Consider the following 23257-nt stretch of genomic DNA (forward strand, 5'->3'; position numbering starts at 1 on the left):
ACATGACTGCCACCTTCGAAGAGACCCAGCAGGGCTCGACGGCCGGCTCGACCGGCCGCGTGGCCCGGGTCACCGGCCCCGTCGTCGACGTCGAGTTCCCCTCGGACGCGATGCCGGAGATGTACAACAAGCTCGAGGTCGACCTCGAGCTCGAGGGCGAGACCAGGACGCTCGTCCTGGAGGTCGCCCTCCACATCGGTGACGGCGTCGTCCGCGCCATCTCGATGAAGTCGACCGACGGCCTGGTCCGCGGCGCCACGGTGCGCGACACCGGCGGCCCGATCACGGTCCCCGTCGGCAACGGCACCCTCGGCAAGGTCTTCAACGCCACCGGTGACGTGCTCAACCTCGAGGAGGGTGAGCGCTTCGAGGTCACCGAGCGCTGGGGCATCCACCGCAAGGCGCCGGCCTTCGACCAGCTGGAGTCGAAGACCCAGATGTTCGAGACCGGCATCAAGGTCATCGACCTGCTCACCCCCTACGTCCAGGGCGGCAAGATCGGCCTGTTCGGTGGTGCGGGCGTCGGCAAGACGGTGCTCATCCAGGAGATGATCGCCCGTGTCGCCAAGGACCACGGTGGTGTGTCGGTGTTCGCCGGTGTCGGCGAGCGCACCCGTGAGGGCAACGACCTCATCGTCGAGATGGAGGAGGCCGGCGTCCTCGGGCAGACCGCCCTCGTCTTCGGCCAGATGGACGAGCCGCCGGGCACCCGCCTGCGGGTCGCGCTGTCCGCGCTGACGATGGCGGAGTACTTCCGCGACGTGCAGAACCAGGACGTGCTGCTCTTCATCGACAACATCTTCCGGTTCACCCAGGCCGGCTCGGAGGTCTCCACCCTGCTCGGCCGCATGCCGTCCGCGGTGGGCTACCAGCCGAACCTCGCCGACGAGATGGGCCAGCTCCAGGAGCGGATCACCTCGACGCGCGGTCACTCGATCACCTCGATGCAGGCGATCTACGTGCCCGCCGACGACTACACCGACCCGGCGCCGGCGACCACGTTCGCCCACCTCGACGCCACGACCGAGCTGTCCCGCGAGATCGCGTCGCTGGGCATCTACCCGGCCGTGGACCCGCTGACCTCGACCTCGCGGATCCTCGACGCCCAGTACATCGGGCAGGCTCACTACGACTGCGCCATCCGGATCAAGCAGATCCTGCAGCGCAACAAGGAGCTGCAGGACATCATCGCGATCCTCGGTGTCGACGAGCTCTCCGAGGAGGACAAGATCATCGTCTCCCGGGCCCGTCGCATCCAGCGGTTCCTGTCGCAGAACACCTACGTGGCCAAGCAGTTCACCGGCATCGAGGGCTCGACGGTCCCCGTGGCCGACACCATCGAGGCGTTCAACAAGATCGCCGACGGTGAGTACGACCACGTGGCCGAGCAGGCGTTCTTCATGTGCGGCGGTCTCGACGACGTCGAGGCCAAGTGGGCCGACATCCAGAAGAACCTCTGAGGTCCGACATGGCTGAGAACCTCACGGTGTCCCTCGTCGCGGCCGACCGCACGGTCTGGTCCGGCGAGGCCACCATGGTCATCGCCCGCACGGTGGAGGGGGACGTCGGCGTGCTGCGCGGTCACGCGCCGATGCTCTCCCTGCTCACCGACGCGGTCGTGGAGATCGCAGAGGTCGGTGGTGACGTCGTCGTCGCCGCGGTCGACGGAGGGTTCCTCTCCGTCGCCGCGGACCGGGTCTCGATCCTCTCCGAGCGGGCCGTGCTCGCCGCGGAGGTCGACGTCGACCAGACCCGCGCCGAGCTCGACGAGGCCCGCGGCCTGATCGGGTCCGAGGACGAGGCGGAGCGCCGCGTGCGCCGCGCCGAGGCCCGGATCCGCGCGGTCGAGCGGGCCCGCTGAGGGTCGGCGTACGCCGCCTCGCAGCTCCGCTCACACCCTGCTCCACCCAGCACGACCCGGCACCGGGCTCCCCGTCGTCGCCCGCTAGGGTGACGACACTTCCGAGGGAGAGGGGACCCGATGCCGGTGTGGCAGTGGCTGCTCGACGCAGCCGGTCTGCTGCTCCTGCTCGTCCTGCTCTACGGCGTCGCCCTCATCGTGCGTCGCCGGGTGCTGTCCCGCCACGGGGGCACCTTCGAGCTCAGCCACCGCGTCCGGTCCGAGAGGGCCGGACGCGGTTGGGTTCTCGGGCTTGGCCGCTACTCCGGTGAGCGCCTGGAGTGGTTCCGGATCTTCTCGCTCTCGCCGCGGCCCAAGCGTGCCTGGCAGCGCGACGTCCTGGTCTACGACGGCCGCCGGGAGCCGGAGGCGCCCGAGCAGATGTCGCTCTACCCCGACCACCTCGTCATCTCCTGCCAGACCCGCGAGGGCGAGGTGGAGCTGGCGATGAGCCCCGCCTCGTTGACCGGCTTCCAGGCCTGGCTCGAGGCCCGACCGCCTGGCACCGACTGGACCCGTGGCTGACACCTCCGCCCTCCCCGCCCCCGCGCTGCTGCGCACCCGCAACGCCGTCGGCCTGACCTTCGGCCTCAACGGCTTCCTCTTCGCCACGCTGGTGGCCCGCCTGCCCGACATCCGCGGTCACCTCGACCTCGACAACGGCGCCCTCGGGCTGCTGCTGCTCGCGATCTCGTGCGGCTCGATCCTGGCGCTCCCGGCCACCGGCCGGCTGATCGGGCGCTTCGGCGCCTCCGCCGTGGTCCGCGCCGGCGTCGTCTCCTGCGCAGTCGGTCTCTCCACCGCCGGCGTCGCGGCCGGCGCGCTGGAGTCGGTCGCGGCCACCGCGGTCGCGTTCTTCGTCTACGGCATCGGCATCGGCGTCTGGGACGTCGCGATGAACGTCGAGGGCGCGGAGGTCGAGCGGCTGCTCGGGCGCACGGTGATGCCGCGCTTCCACGCCGGCTGGTCGCTGGGCTCGATCGCGGGCGCGGGCCTGGGCATCCCGTTGACCGCCCTCTCGCTGCCGATGCCCGTGCACCTGGGGGCCGCCTGCGTGGTCGCCCTGGCGGTCGTGTGGTGGGCGGCGGCCACCTTCCTGCCCGCCGCGGAGCCCGCCATCGAGCATGCCGTGAGGCCGCGCTCGGCGTGGACCGAGCCGCGCCTGCTCGCCATCGGCCTGATGGTGCTGGCCTTCGCCGTCGCCGAGGGGTCCGCCAACGACTGGCTCGCCCTGGCGCTCATCGACGGCTACGGGGCGGAGCACTGGGTCGGCGTCGCCGGCTTCTCGCTCTTCGTCACCGCGATGACCGGCGGCCGGCTCCTCGGCCCGCTCGTGCTCGACCGCTTCGGCCGCGCGCCCGTGCTCTGGGCCAGCTGCGCCGCGGCCGGGGCCGGGATCCTGCTGACCGTCCTGGGTGGGCACCCGGTGCTCGTCGCGCTCGGCATCCTGGTGTGGGGCCTCGGGTCCGCGCTCGGCTTCCCGGTCGGCATGAGCGCCGCTGCCGACGACCCGGCCCGCGCGGCCGCACGGGTGAGCGTGGTCTCCACCGTCGGGTACGGCGCGTTCCTCGCCGGCCCGCCCCTGCTCGGCCTGCTCGGCGACCACGTCGGCACGCTCGACGCCCTGCTGGTCGTCGCGGCGCTGATGGTGCCGGCCGCCGTCGCCGTGCTGGCGGCCCGACCGCGGGTGCCAGCGGTCAGGCCGGCGGCCTCACCCGTCGACCGCTGACGCCGTTCCCCGCTCGCCGCCCGGCACCCACAGCACGTCGCCCTGGTGGCGGTTGGCGTGCCGGGCGAGGATGAAGAGCAGGTCGGAGAGGCGGTTGAGGTAGGTGATCGCGAGCTTGTTCATCGACTCGCCGTGCACCTCGAAGGCCGCCCAGGCCGCCCGCTCGGCACGACGGACGACGGTGCGCGCGACGTGGAGGTGGGCCGCGCCCTCGGTGCCGCCGTTGAGGATGAAGGACCGCAGGGCGGGCAGCTCCTCGTTGTAGTGGTCGCACCAGCCCTCGAGCCGGTCGACGTAGTCCTGCTCGATGCGCAGCGGGGGGTACTCCGGGTCCGGCACGACGGGCGTGCAGAAGTCGGCGCCGACGTCGAAGAGGTCGTTCTGCACGTGGGTCAGCACCGCGACGACGTCCTCGTCCAGCCCGCCGCGGACGACCGCGAGACCGAGCTGGGCGTTGGCCTCGTCGACGTCGGCGTAGGCGTGCAGCCGCAGGTCGTTCTTGGTCGTCAGGCTCATGTCGCCGAGACGGGTCTCGCCGCCGTCGCCGGTCCGGGTGTAGATCCGCGTCAGGTTGACCATGACCGCGAGGCTAGCGAGGGGCCCCTGGCTACCGTCGGGCGCATGGACCGCCGTGCGTACGCCGCCGTGCTGGCGCTGCCGGGGATCGCGCTCGGCGCGGTCGGCCTCCTCCACCCGCACCACCTGTCCTACGCGACCGCGGACCGGTGGTTCACCCTGCACCTGCCCGGTCTCTTCGTCTTCCCGCTGGTCGGGGTGGCGCTGGCGGCGCTCGTCGGGCGCCGGACCGACCCGGTCGCGTGGCTGGTGCGGCTGGCGGCGTACACCTATGCGACCTGCTACACCGCGCTCGACGTGGTCAGCGGGATCGCTGCGGGGTGGGTGACCCGTGAGCTCGGGCCGGGTGTGCCGCGGCCCGACGAGGTGCGGCTGCTCTTCCGTCTCGGCACCCCGCTCGGCGAGGTCGGGTCGTGGGCGCTGGTGGTGACGGTGGTCGTGCTCCTGGCCGACCAGCTGCGGCGCCACGGCCTGCGGGCGGCCGGGGGAGTGCTGCTGCTCCCGGGTGCCTGGCTGGTGCACACCGACCACATCTTCGCCCCGGGCGGCGTCGCCGGGACCGTCCTCCTCGGGCTCGGCACGGCCGCGCTCGCGCTCGCCCGACCGGCCGAGAGGGTCACGCGCACCCTCCCGCCGGCCACGACTGGTTGAACACCGCACCACCGACACGCGGTTCTCACCCGGAAGGAGGCAACCGGATCGGGTTCCCCGGCGTCACTATGGGTAGAAGGGTGACGCAGCGCACGCTTCCGGGCTTTCTCAGGGGTCCGGGGGTCGGGAGAAGAGGGTGGAATGGACATCGTGGCCGACGGACCCACGCTCGTGCTGAGCGGCGACTTCGACGTGCGGAGCACGCCGGAGGCGCGCGACGCGATCTACGACCACCTGGCGGGGCACGACGAGGTGGTCCTCGACCTCACCGAGGTCGGCGCGGTCGACCTCACCGCGCTGCGGCTGCTCGCCGTCGCGACGCTGGTCGCCACCCGCGACGGCCACCACATGGTGCTGCGCGGGTGCGGGCCGTCGGTGCGCCGGATGCTCCACCTCTCGCGGCTGCGCGCCGTGGTCGAGCTGGAGCGCGAGGTCGTCGGGGCCTGACCCGGTGCCCACCCGCCGTGTCGTGCCCTGCGCGGGCGGACGTGTCGGGCATCCCACACGTGCTGCCGGTTACCAACCGGTATCGATCGCCCTACCCTTCGAGCCATGACCGAGAAGGATCGCCCCCAGCGTGACCGCCCCTGGGTGATGCGGACGTACGCCGGCCACTCGACCGCCGAGGCGTCCAACGCGCTCTACCGCTCGAACCTCGCGAAGGGGCAGACCGGTCTCTCGGTCGCCTTCGACCTGCCGACGCAGACCGGCTACGACCCCGACTCCGTGATGGCCCGCGGCGAGGTCGGCAAGGTCGGCGTGCCGGTGCCGCACCTCGGTGAGATGCGCAAGCTGTTCGACTCCATCCCGCTGACGGAGATGAACACCTCGATGACCATCAACGCCACGGCCATGTGGCTGCTGGCGATGTACCAGGTCGTCGCCGAGGAGCAGGCCGGTGTGCCCGAGGGGCGGGCGACACCCGAGGAGGTCGCCGCGCTGCTGGCCGGCACCACCCAGAACGACATCATCAAGGAGTACCTCTCCCGCGGGACCTACGTCTTCCCGCCCGAGCACTCCCTGCGGCTGATCGCCGACATGATCGCCTACACCGTCCACCAGATCCCGAAGTGGAACCCGATCAACATCTGCAGCTACCACCTGCAGGAGGCCGGCGCGACGCCGACGCAGGAGCTGGCCTACGCGCTGTGCACCGCCATCGCCGTGCTCGACCAGGTCAAGGCCTCGGGCCAGGTCTCCGAGGACGACTTCGAGAAGGTCGTCGGCCGAATCTCCTTCTTCGTCAACGCCGGCGTGCGGTTCGTCGAGGAGATGTGCAAGATGCGCGCCTTCGTCCAGCTCTGGGACGAGATCACCCGCGAGCGCTACGGCGTGACGGATGCGAAGATGCGGCGGTTCCGCTACGGCGTGCAGGTCAACTCCCTCGGGCTGACCGAGGCGCAGCCGGAGAACAACGTCCAGCGCATCGTGCTGGAGATGCTCGGCGTGACGCTGTCCAAGGACGCCCGTGCCCGCGCGATCCAGCTGCCTGCGTGGAACGAGGCGCTCGGCCTGCCCCGCCCGTGGGACCAGCAGTGGTCGCTGCGGCTGCAGCAGGTGCTGGCCTTCGAGTCCGACCTGCTGGAGTACGACGACATCTTCGCCGGCTCGACGGTGGTCGAGGCCAAGGTCGCCGAGCTGGTCGAGGGTGCCAAGGCCGAGATCGACCGGGTCCAGGCGATGGGCGGCGCGATCGCCGCGGTGGAGTCGGGCTACATGAAGCAGGAGCTGGTCTCCGCCCACGCCGCCCGCCGCGCCCGGATCGAGTCCGGTGACGAGGTCATCGTCGGCGTCAACAAGTACGAGACCACCGAGCCCTCGCCGCTGACCGCCGACCTCGACGGCGCGATCATGACCGCCGACCCGCAGGCCGAGGCCTCCGCGGTCGCGTCGGTCGAGGCGTGGAAGGCCGAGCGCGACGAGGACGAGGTCGCCCGCTCGCTCGCAGCGCTCGCCGAGGCCGCCAAGACCGACCAGAACCTCATGCTGCCCACGCTCGCCGCCGCCCGCGCGGGCGCCACCACCGGTGAGTGGGCCGGCACGCTGCGCGAGGTCTTCGGCGAGTTCCGCGCCCCGACCGGCGTCTCCGGCGCCGTCGTCGCCGCGTCCGCCGGGCAGGCCGGCGCCGAGCTGTCCGCCGTGCGCGACCGGGTCAAGGCCACCGGCGAGGAGCTCTCGGGCAACACCGGCGGCCGGCTGCGGCTACTGGTCGGCAAGCCCGGGCTCGACGGCCACAGCAACGGCGCCGAGCAGGTCGCCGTGCGGGCCCGTGACGCCGGCTTCGAGGTGATCTACCAGGGCATCCGCCTCACGCCCGAGCAGATCGTCTCCGCCGCCGTCGCCGAGGACGTCCACTGCGTCGGCCTCTCGATCCTGTCCGGCTCGCACATGGAGCTCGTCCCGGCCGTGCTGGAGGGGCTGCGCGAGGCCGGCATGTCCGACGTGCCGGTGATCGTCGGCGGGATCATCCCCGACTCCGACGGCCGCCAGCTCCTCGAGGCCGGCGTCGCCGCCGTCTACACGCCCAAGGACTTCGGCCTCACCGAGATCATGGGCGGCATCGTCGACGTCATCCGCCGGGCCAACGGCCTCGACTGAGCGGCCGCCCGCTGGTTGAGGAGGTTGCGCTGGCAACCGTCTCGAAACCCGGTGACCGTGGTTGCGGCCCTGTGCCTCTCACGGGTTTCGACACGCTCAGGCGCTGCACGCCTTCGCGGCTCAACCAGCGGGGACCCGCTGGTTGAGGAGGTTGCGCTGGCAACCGTCTCGAAACCCGGTGACCGTGGTTGCGGCCTTGTGCCTCTCACGGGGTTTCGACACGCTCAGGCGCTGCACGCCTTCGCGGCTCAACCAGCGGTAACCGCTGGTTGAGGAGGTTGCGCTGGCAACCGTCTCGAAACCCGGTGACCGTGGTTGCGGCCTTGTGCCTCTCACGGGGTTTCGACACGCTCAGGCGCTGCACGCCTTCGCGGCTCAACCAGCGGGTGGGCTGCACGCCTTCGCGGCTCAACCAGTGGGGGTGAGGCGGTCGAGGAGGGCCATGGCGTCGTGGGGGGCGTGGCCCTTGGCGTCGTTGTCGAAGTAGACGAAGACGTCGCGGTCCTCGGCCCAGCCGCGGCACTTCTCCGCCCAGCGGTCGAGCGCCTCGGGGGAGTAGCCGCTGGCGTAGAGCTCGACGTCGCCGTGCAGGCGGACGTAGACGTGGTCGGCGGTGACCTGCTCGGGCATGGGGAAGCGGCGGGCGGTGTCGGCGACCACGCAGGCCACGCCGTGGCGGCGCATCAGCTCGAAGGCCTCGTCGGTGCACCAGGTCCGGCTGCGGAACTCCAGGGCGTGGCGCAGCGGCCGGTCGGCGTCGGCGACGGTGAGGGCCCGGTCCTCGGGGACCTTGTCGTCGTGGCCGGCGGCCAGCGCCGCGGCCTCGGTCGTCGTGCGCGGCAGGCGGGAGAAGAAGTCGTCGACCAGCGCTGCGTCGAAGGCGAGCCGCTCGGGCAGCTGCCACAGGAGCGGGCCGAGCTTCGGCCCCAGCGCGAGGACGCCGGAGGCGAGGAAGTTCGCGAGCGCGGTGTCCACGTCGCGCAGCCGCTTGAGGTGGGTGATGTAGCGGCCGCCCTTGACGGAGAAGACGAAGTCGTCGGGGGTCTGGTCGCGCCACGCGGCGTACGACGTGGGGCGCTGGAGGGAGTAGAAGGAGCCGTTGACCTCGATCGAGGTGAGCCGCTCGGCGGCGTACGCGAGCTCGCGGCGCTGCACCAGCCCCGGCGGGTAGAAGTCGCCGCGCCAGCCGGCGTAGGTCCACCCCGAGATGCCGACCCGGATCCGTCCCATGGCCCAGCGGTGCCCGGTGCGCCGACCGCCCACACCGCGAGACGTCGCCCACAACGCAGGGAAGGCTCACCTAAGTCGCTGCTACAGTCGCCGCGTGGGCAAGAAGGACAAGAAGCGCGAGGGCAAGGAGTCGGCGGTCGCGACCGCCGAGAAGCCCCGCAAGCTCCCCAAGCGCGAGTGCTGCGAGTCCAAGACCAAGTGCGGCCGCTGCCCGCTGCGCATGCTCAAGGAGGGGACCCTCCCCGAGGGCTACACCGTCAAGAAGCGCAAGCTCGTGCGCGTCGACGGCGGCAAGGTCACCAAGAAGGACCTGAGTAGGGTCGCCTGATGGTCGCCCCCCGCTTCGTCGAGCAGCTCAACGCCCAGATCGGCCACGAGCTGGCCGCCCACAACCAGTACCTCGCCGTCGCCGTGCACTACGACGCGCTGACGATGCCGCAGATGGCGGCCTTCTTCTACGCCCAGGCGCTCGAGGAGCGCGACCACGCGCTGATGATGGTGCAGTACCTCCTCGACACCGACGCCGACGTGGTCGTCCCCGGCGTCGAGGTGCCGGTCTCCGGCTTCGAGGGCGTCGTCGCCCCGGTCGCGCTGGCGCTGGAGCAGGAGAAGCGGGTCACCGAGCAGATCGGCGCGCTGCTGCGCACCGCCCGCGAGGAGCACGACTTCGCCTCCGAGCAGTTCCTCCAGTGGTTCATCAAGGAGCAGGTCGAGGAGGTCGCCACGATGAGCGACCTGCTCGCGGTCGTGAAGCGCAACGCCGACGACATCGACGACATCGAGGACTACGTCGCCCGCGAGCAGCGCGGCGAGGGCGAGGACCCCACCGCGCCCCGCATCGCCGGCGCCTGAGACCACCCGCGGACCGACGCACGCCCTGACAGACTGCTCGTCGTGGCACGGGTCATCGTGGTCGGGGCGGGCGTCAGCGGGCTGACCTGCGCGGTCCGCCTGCTCGAGGCGGGGCACCGCGTCGACGTGGTCGCGCGCGACCTGCCGCTGGAGACCACCTCCGCGGTGGCGGCTGCGATCTGGTACCCCTACCGAGCGCTGCCCCAGGAGCGGGTCACCGCCTGGTCGGCCACGTCGTACGCCGCGTTCGAGCGCCTCGCGGAGCAGGACGGCACCGGGGTGCGGATGGTCCCGGGCACCGAGGTGCACGCGACCACCCGCCCGGACCCGTGGTGGCTGTCCGCGGTGCCCGGCCTCGAGCGGACCGACCGGGTGCCGGCCGGCTGGGGCGCGGGCTGGACCTTCACCACGCCGCTGGTCGAGATGCCGACGTACCTGCGCTGGCTGGCGGCCCGGGTGGAGTCCCTCGGCGGCACGCTCACCCGGCTGAACCTGCGCGACCTCCCCACCGGCGGCGACGTGGTCGTCGACTGCGCCGGCATCGGGGCGCGGTTGCTGGCCGCCGACCTGTCGGTGGTGCCGGTGCGCGGCCAGGTGCTCCACCTCGAACAGGTCGGGCTGGACCACTGGTGGCTCGACGGCGGCGACGAGGGCCGCCCGCCGACGTACGTCGTGCCCCGCAGCGGCGACATCGTCGTCGGCGGCACCGACGAGGAGGGCGACTGGAGCCGCACCCCGGACGCCGGCACGGCCGCGGAGATCCTCGAGCGGGCCACCCGGCTGGTGCCCGCGCTGGCCGGCGCCCGCGTGCTGCGGCACAAGGTCGGCCTCCGCCCGGCCCGCCCCGCGGTGCGGGTGGAGCGCGTGGGCCGGGTCGTGCACTGCTACGGCCACGGCGGCGCCGGGGTCACGCTGAGCTGGGGCTGCGCGGACGAGGTCGCGACGCTCGTCGGAACACCCGCCGACCCCGGGGCGCCGACGCCCTAGAGTTCGCGACATGGACGCGGGGGAGGCGAGCGGACCGGGCGACCCCCGGCTCTTCGCGGGCGTCTTCGAAGCGTCCCCGGACGCGATCGTCGTCACCGACGAGCAGGGCTCGGTGGTGGCGGCCAACTCCCGCTGCCAGGTGGTCTTCGGCCTCACTCCGGCCGAGCTGGTCGGCCGGCCGGTGGAGACCCTCGTGCCGGCCGCGGCGCGCGGCGCCCACCCGGGGCGTCGCCAGGGGTTCACCCGCACGCACGGCCAACGACCGATGGGCCTGCTGCAGCTGGCCGCGGTGCGCGCGGACGGCTCGGAGTTCCCGGCCGAGATCTCGCTGGCCCGCATCGACGTCGACGGGACGGTCTACGTCTGCGCGACGGTCCGCGACGTCACCGAGCGACGTCGCACCGAGCGGCAGTTCCGCGAGCTCATCGAGGCGGCGCCCGACCCGACGGTCATCGTCGACGGGGCGGGCGTGGTCGTGATGACCAACCGCCAGGTCGACCGGGTCTTCGGCTACGAGCCCGGCGCGCTGGTCGGCAGCCCGGTCGAGCGGCTCGTCCCTGAGCGGTTGCGCGACCGGCACGTCGGCCTGCGCCGCGGGTACGCCGCCGCACCGGGCGTGCGCGGGATGGGCCAGGGCAGCGAGCTGCACGCCGTGCGGCGCGACGGCACGGAGTTCCCCGTCGAGATCTCGCTGTCCCCGATCGAGACCGACGACGGCACCCTGGTCGCCGCGGCCGTCCGCGACGTCAGCGAGCGCCGGCGGATCCAGGAGACCGCGGACCGGATCCGCGAGGAGTTCCTCGCGACCGTCTCCCACGAGCTGCGCACGCCGCTCACCTCGATCGTCGGGTACGCCGAGCTGCTCGGCGACCTCACCGATGAGCAGCTCGGCCCGCAGGCCCGCCGGATGCTGGAGGTGATCGACCGCAACGCCCGACGTGAGCTCCGGCTGGTCAACGACCTGCTGACGCTCGCCCAGCTGCAGGAGGAGCAGCTCCAGGTCGTGCGGGAGCCGGTCGAGCTCGGCGAGGTCGTGCGCGCGGCCGTCGAGGACGCCCGGTTGACCACGCGCCGGCGCGGCGTCCGCGTCGTCGTCGACCCGCGGGCCGAGGACCTCCTCGTCCTGGGCGACGCCGGACGCCTGGCGCAGGTCGTCGGCAACCTGCTCGGCAACGCGGTGAAGTTCACCCCGCCGGGCGGCAGCGTCGTGCTCGCCCTCGACCGGACCGCCGACGGCCAGGTCGAGCTGCGCGTCGAGGACACCGGGTCGGGCATGACCGCCGACGTGGTCGACCAGGTCTTCGACCGGCTCTACCGCGCACCCTCGGCGGTCCGCGACCAGGTGCCGGGCGCCGGCCTCGGCCTGCCCATCGCCCGGGCGATCGTCGAGGCCCACGGCGGCACCATCTCGCTCGACTCCGAGCCCGGGGTCGGCACCACCGTCGTGGTCAGGCTGGCGGCAGCGGCCCGCTGAGCGACCGCTCGCGGCGCCGGGCCACCCACACGGCCACCGGGATGCCCACGAGCAGGCCGACCGCCGTGCCCAGCACGACGCCCCAGCCGTCCGCGGGCACGACCACCTCGCCCAGCAGTGCCAGGACCGCCACGGTCCCGAGCACGATCGAGGCCAGCACCACCCGGTGGATCATCTCGCCGAGGAACAGCTGGCTGAACGACGCGTCCACGGCCCGCGGGCCGGGCCCGTCCAGCGGCAGGACCTGCACGACCGCGGAGGTCTCGATCGCCCCGTAGACGTGCGGGAAGGTCTCGGTCGTCCCCGGAGCGGGCTCCTCGACGACCGGCGCCGAGAGCCGGTCGGTGTTGACGACCAGGAGCACAAGCGGCTCCGACGCGTCGGCGTACCACCGCTCGCGGACGGCCTGCCACTGGTCGGCCCGGCTGGCGTGGATGAAGCCCTCCTCGGCCAGGCTCACGCCGTACGTCGAGGTGGTGTAGCGGCCGGTGCGCGTCGCCTCCTGCCAGTCGGCGAGGGTCGCGACGTGGAAGATCTGCACCTGGTCAGAAGAGCCGGTGGCTCGGGTCGTCGAGCCCGCGCAGCGCGTCGTAGTCGACGACCGCGCACGCGATGCCGCGGTCGGTGGCCAGCACGCGCGCCTGGGGCTTGATCTCCTGCGCGGCGAAGATCCCCCGGACGGGGGAGAGAAGCGGGTCGCGGTTGAGCAGCTCCAGGTAGCGGGTCAGCTGCTCGACGCCGTCGATCTCCCCGCGGCGCTTGATCTCCACGGCCACGCTGGCCCCGTCGGCGTCGCGGCACATCAGGTCCACCGGGCCGATCGCGGTGGGGAACTCGCGGCGCACCAGCGTCAGGCCCGGCTGCAGCGTCGCCGGGTGCTCGGCCAGCAGCTCCTGCAGGTGCTTCTCGACGCCGTCCTTCTGCAGGCCGGGGTCGATGCCGAGGTCGTGGACGGACTCGTGCAGCACCTCGTCGATGAGGATGCGCAGGGTGTCGTCGGACTTGGGGTTGGTGACCGTCCACTCGAGCCGGCCGTCCTCGGCGGTGCCCTCGCGCAGGGCGCACGGCGGCGACATCCAGTTCAGCGGCTTGTAGGAGCCGCCGTCGGAGTGCACGAGCACCGAGCCGTCGGCCTTGATCATCAGCACCCGGGTGGCCATCGGGAGGTGGGCGGTGAGCCGTCCCGCGTAGTCGACCTGGCAGCGCGCAACGACGAGTCTCACGGGCGGCGAATCTACCTCCCCGGCCGACGGTCACCGCGTCCAGGACTGTGACGAGCGCCTCGTCCGCCCTCCGTTCGAGGGGTTACCAGCCGGTAGCACTCATGCCATAGTCCCGGCATGACGACGAACGAGCAGATCGCCCGGACGCTGGTCCTCCCGTATCTCAACCACGCCGTCCGGATGTTCGAGTCCGGCTACGCCTCGGCCGCCGACATCGACGCCGGCATGCGCTTCGGCTGCGGCTACCCGCAGGGCCCGCTGGCCACGGTCGACGAGCTCGGCGCGGCGACCGTCCGCGACCAGCTCGCGGAGCGGTACGCCGAGACCGGCGACCCGCTCCACCAGCCGGCCGACCTGCTCGAGAAGCTCGCCGCGGACGGCAGGACGCTCGCCGAGGCCGCCCAGGGCGACGACCGGGCCGAGCCGCAGCTGCGCCACGACATCGCGACCGTCGGCGTCGTCGGCACCGGCACGATGGCCTCCGGCATCGCGCAGGTCTTCGCGAGCAAGGGCTACGACGTCGTCTACGTCGGCCGCTCGGAGGAGAAGGTCGCCGGCGTCCAGACCGCGATCGCGAAGTCGCTCGACCGCCTGGTCAGCAAGGGCAAGCTCGAGGAGTCGGCGAAGGAGGCCGTGCTCGGCCGCCTCACCGGTGCCACCTCGCGCGAGGCGCTCGCCACCGCCGACCTCGTCGTCGAGGCGATCGCCGAGGAGCTCGAGGTCAAGAAGGAGCTCTTCGCCGACCTCGACCGGATCTGCAAGCCGGGCGCGATCCTCGCCACCACGACCTCGAGCCTGCCGATCGCCGCCTGTGCGGCCGCGACCTCGCGGCCCGAGTCGGTCATCGGCATGCACTTCTTCAACCCCGCCCCGGTCATGAAGCTGGTCGAGGTCGTCACCACCGGTCAGACCGGCGCCGACGTCGACGAGACCGTCCGCGCGCTGTGCGCGAAGGTCGGCAAGCTCGCGGTCTCCTGCGGCGACCGGGCCGGCTTCATCGTCAACTGCCTGCTCTTCCCCTACCTCAACGACGCCGTCAAGCTCCACGAGGCGGGCACGTCGCTGGCCGAGATCGACACCGCGATCAAGGAGCAGGCCGGCTTCCCGATGGGCCCCTTCGAGCTGCTCGACGTCGTCGGCAACGACGTGTCGCTGGCGATCGAGAAGGAGCTCCACGCCGAGTTCGGCCACGACGGCTTCGCCCCCGCCGCGACGCTGGAGCAGGTCGTCGCCGAGGGCCGCCTGGGCCGCAAGACCGGCCAGGGGTTCCACGACTACGCACGCTGACGACGGCCGGCGGCCGGACCGGGGGCTCCGCGGTCCGGCCGTCCGCCGATGCACGGCGCCGAGGTGGGTACCACCTCCGGCATGACAGTGGAGACGGGTCGGATCACCACCGACATCCCCGCACGACTGGACCGGTTGCCGTGGGCCCGGTGGCACTGGCTGGTCGTCATCGGCCTCGGGACCGTCTGGATCCTCGACGGCCTCGAGGTCACCATCGTCGGGTCGATGTCCGACGCCCTCAAGGACGGCGACACCGGCCTGGGGCTGAGCAACTTCGACGTCGGCCTGGCCGGCGCGGTCTACGTGGCCGGCGCCTGCCTCGGCGCGCTGTTCTTCGGCCAGCTCACCGACCGGCTCGGCCGCAAGAAGCTCTTCCTGCTGACCCTCGCGGTCTACACCGTCGCCACGGTCGCGACGGCGTTCGCGCCCAACCCGCTGTGGTACTTCATCGCCCGCTTCTTCACCGGCACCGGCATCGGCGGGGAGTACGCCGCCATCAACTCCGCCATCGACGAGCTGATCCCGGCGCCCTACCGCGGGCGGGTCGACGTCGCGATCAACGGGTCCTTCTGGATCGGCGCGGCGGGCGGCTCGCTCCTGACCATCCCGCTGCTCGACCCCAACGTCATTGACGCCGAGTGGGGCTGGCGGCTGGCGTTCGGGCTGGGCGGCATCCTCGCGATCGGGATCCTGCTGGTGCGCCGCAACGTGCCGGAGAGCCCGCGGTGGCTGTTCATCCACGGCCGGGAGGACGAGGCCGAGCAGATCGTCCGCGACATCGAGCGGACCGTCGAGGAGGAGACCGGCCGGTCGCTCGAGCCGGTGTCGGACACGATCACGGTCCGCCAGCGCCGGGCGATCGGCATCGGGATGATCGCGCGCACGGTGTTCACGCTCTATCCCCGGCGCACGATCGTGTGCTTCTCGCTCTTCGTGGGCCAGGCGTTCCTCTACAACGCCTTCTTCTTCACCTACGGCGACACCCTCACGACGTTCCTCGACGTCAGCCAGACCGGCTGGTACCTCGCGATCTTCGCGGCCTCGAACTTCGTAGGTGCGCTGGCGCTGAGCCCGCTCTTCGACCGGATCGGGCGGGTCCAGATGATCACCTTCACCTACGTGCTCTCCGGCGCGCTGCTGGGCGTGACCGGCTTCTTCCTCGGCAGCTTCACCGCCACGACGCTGACCCTGATGGGCGCGATCATCTTCTTCTTCGCCTCGGTCGGCGCCAGCTCGGCGTACCTCACCGCCAGCGAGGTCTTCCCGATGGAGACCCGGGCGCTGTGCATCGCGTTCTTCTACGCGATCGGCACGGCCGCGGGCGGCATCTCCGGTCCGCTGCTCTTCGGTTGGCTGATCGAGCGGGCGTCCGACAGCGGCGACATCTCCAAGATCGCGATCGGCTACTTCATCGGCGCGGCGCTGATGATCGCCGGCGGCATCGTCGAGGCGTTCCTCGGCGTGCGGGCCGAGGGCCGCTCGCTGGAGAGCATCGCCCAGCCGCTGACGGCCGAGGACGACACGGCGGACCCCGGCGGGACGGCCGACGACCACAAGCAGCCGGCGCCGGCCTGACGCGCGGGTCCGTAGGCTGGGGTCATGACGGAGCTCATCCTCCTCCTGGCGCTCGTCGCCGTGGTGCTGGTCGTCGTCGGCGTGACGAGCCGGCGCAAGCAGGCCCGTGAGCTCGAGCGCCGCGAGGCCGAGCTGGAGCCGGTGCGGAAGCTGGCGTTCGAGGACATCACCGCCCTCGGCGTCGAGCTGCAGTCCCTCGACGCCGACATGGCGGGCCAGCCGCTCGACGCCGGCGCGAACGCCGACTACCAGCGCGCGCTCGACTCCTACGAGGCCGCCAAGACCGCGGCCGACCGGCTGACCCGGCCCGAGGAGATCAAGCACGTCACCGAGATCCTCGAGGACGGGCGGTACGCCATGGCGTGCGTGCGCGCCCGGGTCGCCGGCGAGGGGCTCCCGGCCCGCCGGCCGCCGTGCTTCTTCGACCCGCGTCACGGGCTGTCGGTCGAGGACGTCCCGTGGACCCCGCCGGGCGGCACCCGGCGCGACGTGCCGGCCTGCGAGCTCGACGCCGAGCGGGTCAAGGTGGGTGCGGCTCCCGACATCCGCCAGGTGATGGTCGGCTCGCAGCGGGTGCCGTACTGGCAGGGAGGCCGCGCCTACCAGCCGTACGCCGCCGGGTACTTCGGCAGCTACGCCGCCATGGATTTCATGTTCATGGGCCTGATGTTTGGCGCGTTCGGGGGCTTCGACGCCCTCGGCGAGATCGGGGAGGGGCTCGGCGAGGGCCTCGGCTCGATCGGCGAGGGCATCGGCGACATGTTCGACGGCTTCGACTTCTGACGCCGGTGGTGCGACTGCCGGCGCTCCTCGGCGCCCTGCTCTCCCTCGTCCTGGTGTCCCTCGTCCTGCCCGCCGGGCCGGCCGCGGGCAAGGCGTCCCCGGAGGTCCAGCCGCTCCCGGTCGGCACCCACGCGGACTACCAGCTCGGCGGGGTGCGCCCGGTGCCGACGGGGGTCGGCATCGTGGTGCGCGACCGTCGCGCCGAGCCGGCCGGCCGCTACGACGTCTGCTACGTCAACGCCTTCCAGACCCAGCCCGGCGAGCGCCGGTCCTGGCGCCAGCGGATGCACCTTGTGCTCCGCGACGAGCGCGGGCCGGTCGTGGACGAGGACTGGGGCGAGTGGTTGCTGGACGTGCGGACCGCCCCGAAGCGCCGGGCGCTCGCGCGGATCGTGGGTCGGTGGGTCGACCGGTGCGCCGCGGACGGCTACGAGGCGGTGGAGTACGACAACCTCGACTCGTTCACGCGCAGCCGCGGGCTGGTCAGCCGCCGGCAGGCGCTCGCCTACGCCCGGCTCGTCGTCGCCGAGGCGCACGAGGCGGGCCTCGCCGCCGGCCAGAAGAACCTGGCCGGTCTTGACGGCACGCGGCTCGGCTTCGACTTCGCCGTCGCGGAGGAGTGCGCGCGCTACCGCGAGTGCGGGGCGTACGCCGCGGCGTACGGCCGTCGCGTCGTCGCGGTGGAGTACCGCGCACAGGACTTCCGCCGGGCCTGCCGCCGGTGGGGGAGCCGGCTGCCGGTCGTGCTGCGCGACCTGGCGGTGAGCCCGACCGGCGTGCGCCGCTTCTGCTGAGGGGTCAGGAGCCGGCGGCCTGGCGGGCGCGGTAGGCCGCGACGGCGTTGCGGTTGCCGCAGGCGGTCGAGCAGAAGCGCCGGGACCGGTTGCGGGACAGGTCGAGCACGACCGCCTCGCAGTCGTCGTCGGCGCAGACGTCGAGGCGGGAGAGCTCGTCGGCGCGGATGACGTCGATCATCGCCATCGCCGCCTCGACCGCGATCCGGGTGGCGAGCGGCGCGTCGGCGACGACGGCGTGCAGGTGCCAGTCGAAGCGGTCGTGACGCACGAGCTGGGGCAGGGCCCGGGCCCCGGCGAGCAGGGTGTTGACCAGTGCGGCAGCGTCGTCGCGGTCGCCGGTGAGCAGCTCGCGCAGCACGGGGCGGAGCGCCCGCACCTCGTCGAGCTCGGCCCGCGTGCGGTCGCGCCGCCCGGTGAACTCGAACCGCTCGTAGAACGCATCGAGCTCGGCGACCGAGGTCAGCGTGTCGGGCGGCTCGGCGCTGTTGGCCAGGGTCACGGCGGCCAGCAGGGACTGCTCGGTGTCATGGGCGAAGACCACGTTGACAGATTACCAGCGCGCTCCGTAGTGTCATGACCCATGAGCACGTTGGCTGATGACGCACCGGCGGTGGCCGCCGCGCCCCGGACCGCGACCGGGCTGCTCTTCGCGCTGGCCTCGGCGATCAGCTTCGGGCTCTCCGGCGCGCTCGCCAGCGGCCTCCTCGACGCCGGCTGGTCGGCCGGCGCGACCGTGCTCGTGCGCGTCGGCATCGCCGCGGTCGTCGTGCTGCCGCTGGGCGTGTGGGCGCTCGAGGGCCGCTGGGACGTGCTGCGCCGCAACGCCGCCACGATCGTGCTCTACGGCCTGCTCGCGGTCGCCGGCGCGCAGTTCTGCTACTTCTCCGCCGTCCAGCACATGCAGGTCGGACCGGCCCTGCTGATCGAGTACACCGCGCCCGCCGCGGTCGTCGTGTGGCTGTGGCTGCGCCACGGCCAGCGCCCGGGGCCGGTCACCCTGGCCGGCGCCGGGCTCGCCGCCCTCGGTCTGGTGCTCGTCCTCGACCTGGTCTCCGGCGCCGACCTGAGCCTCGTCGGCGTCGCCTGGTCGCTGGCCGCGATGGTCGGCGCGGCGTCGTACTTCCTCATCTCCGCCGACACCACCAACGGGCTCCCGCCGCTGGCCCTCGCCGCCGGCGGGCTCGTGGTCGGCTCGACCGCGCTCGGCCTGCTCGGGCTGGTCGGTGTGCTGCCGATGCGGGCGAGCACGGACGTGGTGTCGTACGCCGACCGCGAGGTGACCTGGTGGGTCCCGCTGGTCGTGCTGGGCGTGGTGACCGCGGCGGTCGCCTACTGCACCGGCATCGCCGCGGGCCGCCGGCTCGGGTCCCGGCTGGCGTCGTTCGTGGCGCTGCTCGAGGTCGTGGCCGGCGTCGTCTTCGCCTGGCTGCTGCTCGACGAGCTGCCCCGGCCGATCCAGCTGCTCGGCGGCCTGCTCGTCCTGGCCGGCGTCGTCGGGGTCAAGCTGGGGGAGCGGCAGACGACCCGGGTGGAGCCGACCCCGGCCTGAGGCCGCGATCCGGCCCGCGCTCCGGCTGCAGCGCCAACCCCAGCCACGCGGCCAGGGAGGCCAGCTCCGCGTCGACGGCGGCCGCGGTGCCGCGGTCGAACGGCTCGTCCTCGTGCACCGCGTGGACCAGCAGCTCGCCGGCGTCCGGGTCGGCGGTCGCGTCGACCTTCCCGACCAGCCGGTCCCCGACGAGCACCGGCAGCGCCCAGTAGCCCCAGCGCCGCTGGTGGGCCGGCTTGTACATCTCCAGCTGGTAGTCGAACCCGAACAACTCACCCATCCGCTTGCGGTCCAGCACCAGCCGGTCCAGCGGGCTCAGCAGCGCGACCCGACCGGTGAACGGCTCGGCGAGCCGGGCGAGCTGGGCCGGGTCCACCCGCCAGGTGCCCCGCAGGCCCTCGACCCGCGCCGGCACGCCGACCGCGCCGACGTCGTTCGGCTCGCCGGGCGCGACCGTGGCGCGGGCACGGGCGATCCCGAGGGCGGCGAGCCGCCGCTCCCCGCGCAGCCGCCGCGCCTGCTCGACCGGGACGGGCGGGTCGTCGGGGTAGACCCGCTCGGCGAGGTCCCACACCCGCTCGCGCCCCTCGCGCCCGGCGACGGCGACCTCGCCCCGCTCGACGAGGAGGACGAGCAGGCGCTCGACGTTCTTGCCGTTGTTCCAGCCGCTCGAGCGCCACGGGCGCACGCAGGTGTCCGGCAGTGCCCGCGCCGGGAGCGGTCCGTCGGTGCGCAGCAGCTCCAGCACGTCGCGACGGCAGCCGTCGTTGTCCGCCAGCCACGCCGCGAGCTCGGCCTCCCACCCCTGCGCCGCGGGTCCCGGCCACGCGGCCATCTCCGCGCGGAACAGCGCGAGGTCCTCGGCCGGGCGGAGCATGCCGTGCAGCTCGACGACGGCCCCGCCGGCCACCGCGTCCGCCAGCTCGCCGGCGTCGTACGCCGCGCCGATCCTGCTCCACAGCACCAGGTCGGCGCTCGGGGCGACCGCGCGCGTCTGGTCGTGCTGGACGACGCCGAGGTGGCGGACCACGGCCAGCACGTCGGTGGGGCGCGGGACGTCGAGCAGCTGCGCCCGCACCGCGACCTGCCGGGCCTGCTCCCGCGTCAGGTGCGCCTCGGCCCCGGTCACGGTGCGACGACCTCGTCCCGCTCCGCCCGGCTACCGCTCGGCCGGGATGGGGCTCAGCCCTGGTCCTCGCCGAAGCCGGCCACGACGTCGCGCAGCGAGGCCAGCTGGGCGACGATCGCGTCGCGGCGCTTGGTGAGCCGGTCGAGCTCGGCGCGGACCGCGGCGGCCTCGCGCTCGGCCTCGGCCTGGCCCGTGGAGCTGATGGACTCGGCCTGGGTGCGCGCCGAGGCGACGATCTGCTCGGCCTCGCGGCGGGCCCGGGACAGCAGCGCCTCGGACTCCGACTGGGCGGTCGCGCGGTGCTCGGTGGCCTGCTTGGTCGCGGCGCGCGCCCGCTCCTCGGCGGCCGTGGCGCGGGACTCGGCCTCCTCCACGAGGCGACGCGTCTCGGCGGTCGCGCTGTTGTGGTGGTCGGTGGCCTCGCGGGCGAGCCGCTCCTTCTCCACCGCCAGGGCCCGGCGGGCCTCCTGGACCTCGCGGTCGGCGGCGGCGCGGGCCTGCTCGACCTCGCGCTGCGCGGAGGTGCGCAGCTCGGTGGTCTCCTGCTGGGCGGCCAGCCGGAGCTGGTCGGCCTCGCGGCGCGCGGAGGCCAGCAGGTCCTCGGCCTCGCCGCGGGCCAGGGCGCGCTCCTGCTCGGCGTCGGCGATCGAGCGGGTGCGCATCTCGTCGAGCTCCTTGAGCTGGACCATGCGCATGTCCTCGGCCTCGCGGGACGCGTCGGCGCGGATGGCCTTGGCGTCGCGGCCGGCCTGCTCGAGGATCTCGGCGGCGTCGCGGCTCGCGATCGCGCGGATCTCGTCGGCCTCCTCCTCGGCCAGCCGCAGCATCGCCGAGGCGCGGCCGCCGAGCCCGGCGTACGACGGCTGCTCGTACTCCCTCAGCTCCTCACGGGCGCCCACCAGCTGCTGCTCGAGGTCGGTCGTGCGGCGCTCGGCCTCGGCGACGCGGCTGGTCAGCGCAGCGTGGTCGGCGAGCAGCCCGCGGAAGCGCTGGTCGACCGCGTCGCGGTCGTAGCCGCCGCGGCGCACGACCGGGAAGTCGGGAGCGGCGGCCGCGGCCGGAGGCGCGGAGACGGGACGTCCCGCAGCCGGGCGGGCGACGGCGGGCCGCTGCTGGGTGCGCTGGGCGGCCGGGTCGGGCTGCTGCGCGGTGCGCGCGGGGGCTCCGGCAGCGGTCCGCTGCGGCTCGCCCGCGGGGGCCGGGGCGCCGGCGCTCGGCGGGGCGACCGTGGGCATCACCTGGGTCGCCTCCTCGTCGGTCGTCTCGACGTCGGCGGGCTCGCGCTCCGGATCGTTGTTGAAGATGGACAGACCCTGGTCGCTCATCACATGCATCCTCTACGTCGATCGCGGCGGTGACCCGAGCCCCCATCTTCCACGATCGACCTGAGAGTTCCCACCTGGGTCGGAGGCGCGTCGCGGACCGATTCCGAGGGTTCCGCGAGCGTCCCGCTGACCCTGGTGGCGGAGACGCGCAGCGCCCCGCCGGCGGGGCCGGCGGGGCGCTGCTGGTGGAGCTGGGTCGAGCCGTGTCGCTGCTGGCTGGTCGAGGATCAGACCCCGCGGAAGCGGTTGATCTCGGTCTCGTGCTGGGCGCGCATCTCGGTGTCGCGGACGCCCAGGCCCTCCTCGGGGGACAGGCAGAGCACGCCGACCTTGCCCTGGTGCTTGTTGTGGTGCACGTCGAGGGCGGCCTGGCCGACCTCGTCGAGGGTGTAGGTGCGCGAGACGGTCGGGTGGATCTTGCCCTTGGCGATGAGGCGGTTGGCCTCCCACGACTCGCGGTAGTTGGCGAAGTGGCTGGAGATGATCCGCTTGAGGTTCATCCACAGGTAGCGGTTGTCGTACTCGTGCATGTAGCCCGAGGTCGAGGCGCAGGTGGTGATGGTGCCGCCCTTGCGGGTGACGTAGACGCTGGCGCCGAAGGTCTCGCGGCCCGGGTGCTCGAAGACGATGTCGATGTCCTCGCCGCCGGTGAGCTCGCGGATCTTGGAGCCGAACCGCTTCCACTCCTTGGGGTCCTGCTTGGTCCCCTCGTCGTTCCAGAAGCGGTAGCCCTCCTCGTTGCGGTTGATGACGAGCTCGGCGCCCATCTTGCGGCAGATCTCCGCCTTGTCCTCCGAGGAGACGACGCAGACCGGGGTGGCGCCGCCGTTGAGGGCGTACTGCGTCGCGAAGCCGCCGAGGCCCCCCGAGGCGCCCCAGATGAGGACGTTGTCGCCCTGCTTCATCGCGCCGCCGTTCTTGGAGACCAGCTGGCGGTACGCCGTGGAGTTGACCAGGCCGGGGGAGGCGGCCTCCTCCCAGGTGAGGTGCGCGGGCTTGGGCATCAGCTGGTTGGCCTTGACCAGGGCGACGTCGGCGAGGCCCCCGAAGTTGGTCTCGAAGCCCCAGATCCGCTGCTGCGGGTCGAGCATCGTGTCGTCGTGGCCGTCGGGCTCCTCGAGCTCGACCGAGAGGCAGTGGGCGACGACCTCGGTGCCCGGCTTCCACTTGGTGACGCCCGGGCCGGTGGCCAGCACGACGCCGGAGAGGTCGGAGCCGACCACGTGGTAGGGCAGGTCGTGGCGCTTGGTCAGCTCGGAGAGGCGGCCGTAGCGCTCGAGGAAGCCGAAGGTGGAGACCGGCTCGAAGATCGAGGTCCACACGGTGTTGTAGTTGATGGCCGAGGCCATCACGGCGACGAGCGCCTCGCCGGGGCCGAGCTCGGGGAGGGCGACCTCCTCGACGTGCAGCGACTTGCGGGGGTCCTTGTCGCGCGAGGCGAGGCCCTCGAACATGTCGACCTCGTCCTTGTGCACCGTGGCGGCGCGGTAGGACTCGGGCAGCTGCAGGTTCGCGAAGTCCTCGCTGGCGGTGTCGCCGGCGAGGATGGCGTCCAGGATGTTCTGCACGGGTGCGGTCTCCTCAGGGAAGCG

Annotated in this window: 24 protein-coding genes; 16 read left to right on the top strand and 8 right to left on the bottom strand. The window is 73.0% G+C overall.

Features of this window, described 5'->3' with window-relative positions; all coding sequences use genetic code 11:
* The first annotated feature begins 2 nt into the window (after positions 1–2).
* From atpD to QWY29_RS15495, 4 genes are all read left to right on the top strand, one after another.
* Positions 3–1460 carry a F0F1 ATP synthase subunit beta gene (gene atpD / locus QWY29_RS15480; protein WP_300961913.1) on the top strand — a complete coding sequence of 486 codons (1458 nt, stop codon included), beginning with the start codon at positions 3–5 and terminating at the stop codon, positions 1458–1460.
* An 8-nt stretch (positions 1461–1468) separates the two neighbouring features.
* Positions 1469–1861 (top strand): F0F1 ATP synthase subunit epsilon, encoded by a 393-nt coding sequence (locus QWY29_RS15485; protein WP_300961914.1) that lies wholly within the window; start codon positions 1469–1471, stop codon positions 1859–1861.
* Between the two features lie 120 nt (positions 1862–1981).
* The gene (locus QWY29_RS15490; RefSeq protein ID WP_300961915.1) at positions 1982–2425 is read left to right on the top strand and encodes a DUF2550 domain-containing protein; all 444 of its coding nucleotides are present in this window, start codon (positions 1982–1984) and stop codon (positions 2423–2425) included.
* Positions 2418–3629: an MFS transporter gene (locus QWY29_RS15495; protein ID WP_300961916.1), complete on the top strand. Its 1212-nt coding sequence runs from the start codon at positions 2418–2420 to the stop codon at positions 3627–3629. Before QWY29_RS15490 ends, QWY29_RS15495 begins: the two co-directional genes overlap by 8 nt.
* Here QWY29_RS15495 and QWY29_RS15500 read toward each other — a convergent pair.
* Positions 3612–4208, bottom strand: coding sequence for a cob(I)yrinic acid a,c-diamide adenosyltransferase (locus tag QWY29_RS15500; protein ID WP_300961917.1), 597 nt, complete (start codon positions 4206–4208; stop codon positions 3612–3614). The two genes, QWY29_RS15495 and QWY29_RS15500, sit on opposite strands and share 18 nt — an antisense overlap.
* A 42-nt stretch (positions 4209–4250) precedes the next feature.
* Here QWY29_RS15500 and QWY29_RS15505 point away from each other — a divergent pair, with 42 nt between their 5' ends.
* The 3 genes from QWY29_RS15505 (at position 4251) to QWY29_RS15515 (ending at position 7454) form a co-directional block, all read left to right on the top strand.
* Positions 4251–4856 (top strand): hypothetical protein, encoded by a 606-nt coding sequence (locus tag QWY29_RS15505; protein WP_300961918.1) that lies wholly within the window; start codon positions 4251–4253, stop codon positions 4854–4856.
* Positions 4857–4997: 141 nt separating this feature from the next.
* Positions 4998–5303, top strand: a complete 306-nt coding sequence (locus QWY29_RS15510) for an STAS domain-containing protein (RefSeq protein WP_300961919.1) — start codon at positions 4998–5000, stop codon at positions 5301–5303.
* A gap of 105 nt (positions 5304–5408) precedes the next feature.
* Positions 5409–7454, top strand: coding sequence for a protein meaA (locus QWY29_RS15515; RefSeq protein ID WP_300961920.1), 2046 nt, complete (start codon positions 5409–5411; stop codon positions 7452–7454).
* A 408-nt stretch (positions 7455–7862) separates the two neighbouring features.
* Here the strand turns inward: QWY29_RS15515 and QWY29_RS15520 are convergent, their stop codons facing one another.
* Positions 7863–8684 (bottom strand): DUF72 domain-containing protein, encoded by an 822-nt coding sequence (locus QWY29_RS15520; protein ID WP_300961921.1) that lies wholly within the window; start codon positions 8682–8684, stop codon positions 7863–7865.
* A gap of 94 nt (positions 8685–8778) precedes the next feature.
* Here QWY29_RS15520 and QWY29_RS15525 point away from each other — a divergent pair, with 94 nt between their 5' ends.
* The 4 genes from QWY29_RS15525 to QWY29_RS15540 are packed head-to-tail and all read left to right on the top strand — an operon-like array spanning position 8779 to position 11997.
* Positions 8779–9012: a hypothetical protein gene (locus tag QWY29_RS15525; protein WP_300961922.1), complete on the top strand. Its 234-nt coding sequence runs from the start codon at positions 8779–8781 to the stop codon at positions 9010–9012.
* The gene (locus tag QWY29_RS15530) at positions 9012–9536 is read left to right on the top strand and encodes a ferritin (protein ID WP_300961923.1); all 525 of its coding nucleotides are present in this window, start codon (positions 9012–9014) and stop codon (positions 9534–9536) included. The genes QWY29_RS15525 and QWY29_RS15530 overlap by 1 nt, the downstream gene beginning before the upstream one ends.
* Before the next feature lie 42 nt (positions 9537–9578).
* On the top strand, positions 9579–10523 hold the full coding sequence (locus tag QWY29_RS15535) for an FAD-dependent oxidoreductase (protein ID WP_300961924.1): 945 nt from the start codon (positions 9579–9581) through the stop codon (positions 10521–10523).
* 10 nt (positions 10524–10533) lie between these two features.
* Positions 10534–11997 (top strand): PAS domain-containing sensor histidine kinase, encoded by a 1464-nt coding sequence (locus tag QWY29_RS15540; RefSeq protein ID WP_300961925.1) that lies wholly within the window; start codon positions 10534–10536, stop codon positions 11995–11997.
* On the opposite strand, the gene QWY29_RS15545 is transcribed toward QWY29_RS15540, so the two are convergent.
* Complete coding sequence (locus QWY29_RS15545) at positions 11972–12538, bottom strand: DUF952 domain-containing protein (RefSeq protein WP_300961926.1); 567 nt, start codon at positions 12536–12538, stop codon at positions 11972–11974. The two genes, QWY29_RS15540 and QWY29_RS15545, sit on opposite strands and share 26 nt — an antisense overlap.
* Positions 12539–12542: 4 nt before the next feature.
* On the bottom strand, positions 12543–13220 hold the full coding sequence (gene nucS / locus QWY29_RS15550; RefSeq protein WP_300961927.1) for an endonuclease NucS: 678 nt from the start codon (positions 13218–13220) through the stop codon (positions 12543–12545).
* Positions 13221–13337: 117 nt separating this feature from the next.
* On the opposite strand from nucS, the gene QWY29_RS15555 reads away from it, so the two are divergent.
* The 4 genes from QWY29_RS15555 to QWY29_RS15570 all read left to right on the top strand — a co-directional run bounded on the left by QWY29_RS15555 (position 13338) and on the right by QWY29_RS15570 (position 17659).
* Positions 13338–14507 (top strand): 3-hydroxyacyl-CoA dehydrogenase family protein, encoded by a 1170-nt coding sequence (locus tag QWY29_RS15555; RefSeq protein WP_300961928.1) that lies wholly within the window; start codon positions 13338–13340, stop codon positions 14505–14507.
* An 81-nt stretch (positions 14508–14588) separates the two neighbouring features.
* On the top strand, positions 14589–16082 hold the full coding sequence (locus QWY29_RS15560) for an MFS transporter (protein ID WP_300961929.1): 1494 nt from the start codon (positions 14589–14591) through the stop codon (positions 16080–16082).
* A 24-nt stretch (positions 16083–16106) separates the two neighbouring features.
* Entirely contained in the window at positions 16107–16865 is a 759-nt protein-coding gene (locus tag QWY29_RS15565) for a hypothetical protein (protein ID WP_300961930.1), read from the top strand.
* Positions 16866–16870: 5 nt separating this feature from the next.
* Positions 16871–17659 (top strand): endo alpha-1,4 polygalactosaminidase, encoded by a 789-nt coding sequence (locus tag QWY29_RS15570; protein ID WP_300961931.1) that lies wholly within the window; start codon positions 16871–16873, stop codon positions 17657–17659.
* A 4-nt stretch (positions 17660–17663) separates the two neighbouring features.
* Here QWY29_RS15570 and QWY29_RS15575 read toward each other — a convergent pair whose 3' ends face one another.
* Positions 17664–18203 carry a CGNR zinc finger domain-containing protein gene (locus QWY29_RS15575; RefSeq protein WP_300961932.1) on the bottom strand — a complete coding sequence of 180 codons (540 nt, stop codon included), beginning with the start codon at positions 18201–18203 and terminating at the stop codon, positions 17664–17666.
* Between the two features lie 39 nt (positions 18204–18242).
* On the opposite strand from QWY29_RS15575, the gene QWY29_RS15580 reads away from it, so the two are divergent.
* Entirely contained in the window at positions 18243–19211 is a 969-nt protein-coding gene (locus QWY29_RS15580; RefSeq protein ID WP_300961933.1) for an EamA family transporter, read from the top strand.
* Here the strand turns inward: QWY29_RS15580 and QWY29_RS15585 are convergent.
* The 3 genes from QWY29_RS15585 to ccrA all read right to left on the bottom strand — a co-directional run bounded on the left by QWY29_RS15585 (position 19162) and on the right by ccrA (position 23233).
* A complete protein-coding gene (locus QWY29_RS15585) occupies positions 19162–20340 on the bottom strand; it encodes a DNA glycosylase AlkZ-like family protein (RefSeq protein WP_300961934.1) in 1179 nt (392 codons plus the stop codon). The genes QWY29_RS15580 and QWY29_RS15585 overlap by 50 nt on opposite strands.
* Positions 20341–20393: 53 nt before the next feature.
* Positions 20394–21665: a coiled-coil domain-containing protein gene (locus tag QWY29_RS15590; RefSeq protein ID WP_300961935.1), complete on the bottom strand. Its 1272-nt coding sequence runs from the start codon at positions 21663–21665 to the stop codon at positions 20394–20396.
* Between the two features lie 227 nt (positions 21666–21892).
* On the bottom strand, positions 21893–23233 hold the full coding sequence (ccrA, locus tag QWY29_RS15595) for a crotonyl-CoA carboxylase/reductase (protein WP_300961936.1): 1341 nt from the start codon (positions 23231–23233) through the stop codon (positions 21893–21895).
* Positions 23234–23257 lie beyond the last annotated feature (24 nt).

The sequence above is a fragment of the Nocardioides abyssi genome (assembly GCF_030412915.1).
Lineage (GTDB): Bacteria > Actinomycetota > Actinomycetes > Propionibacteriales > Nocardioidaceae > Nocardioides > Nocardioides abyssi.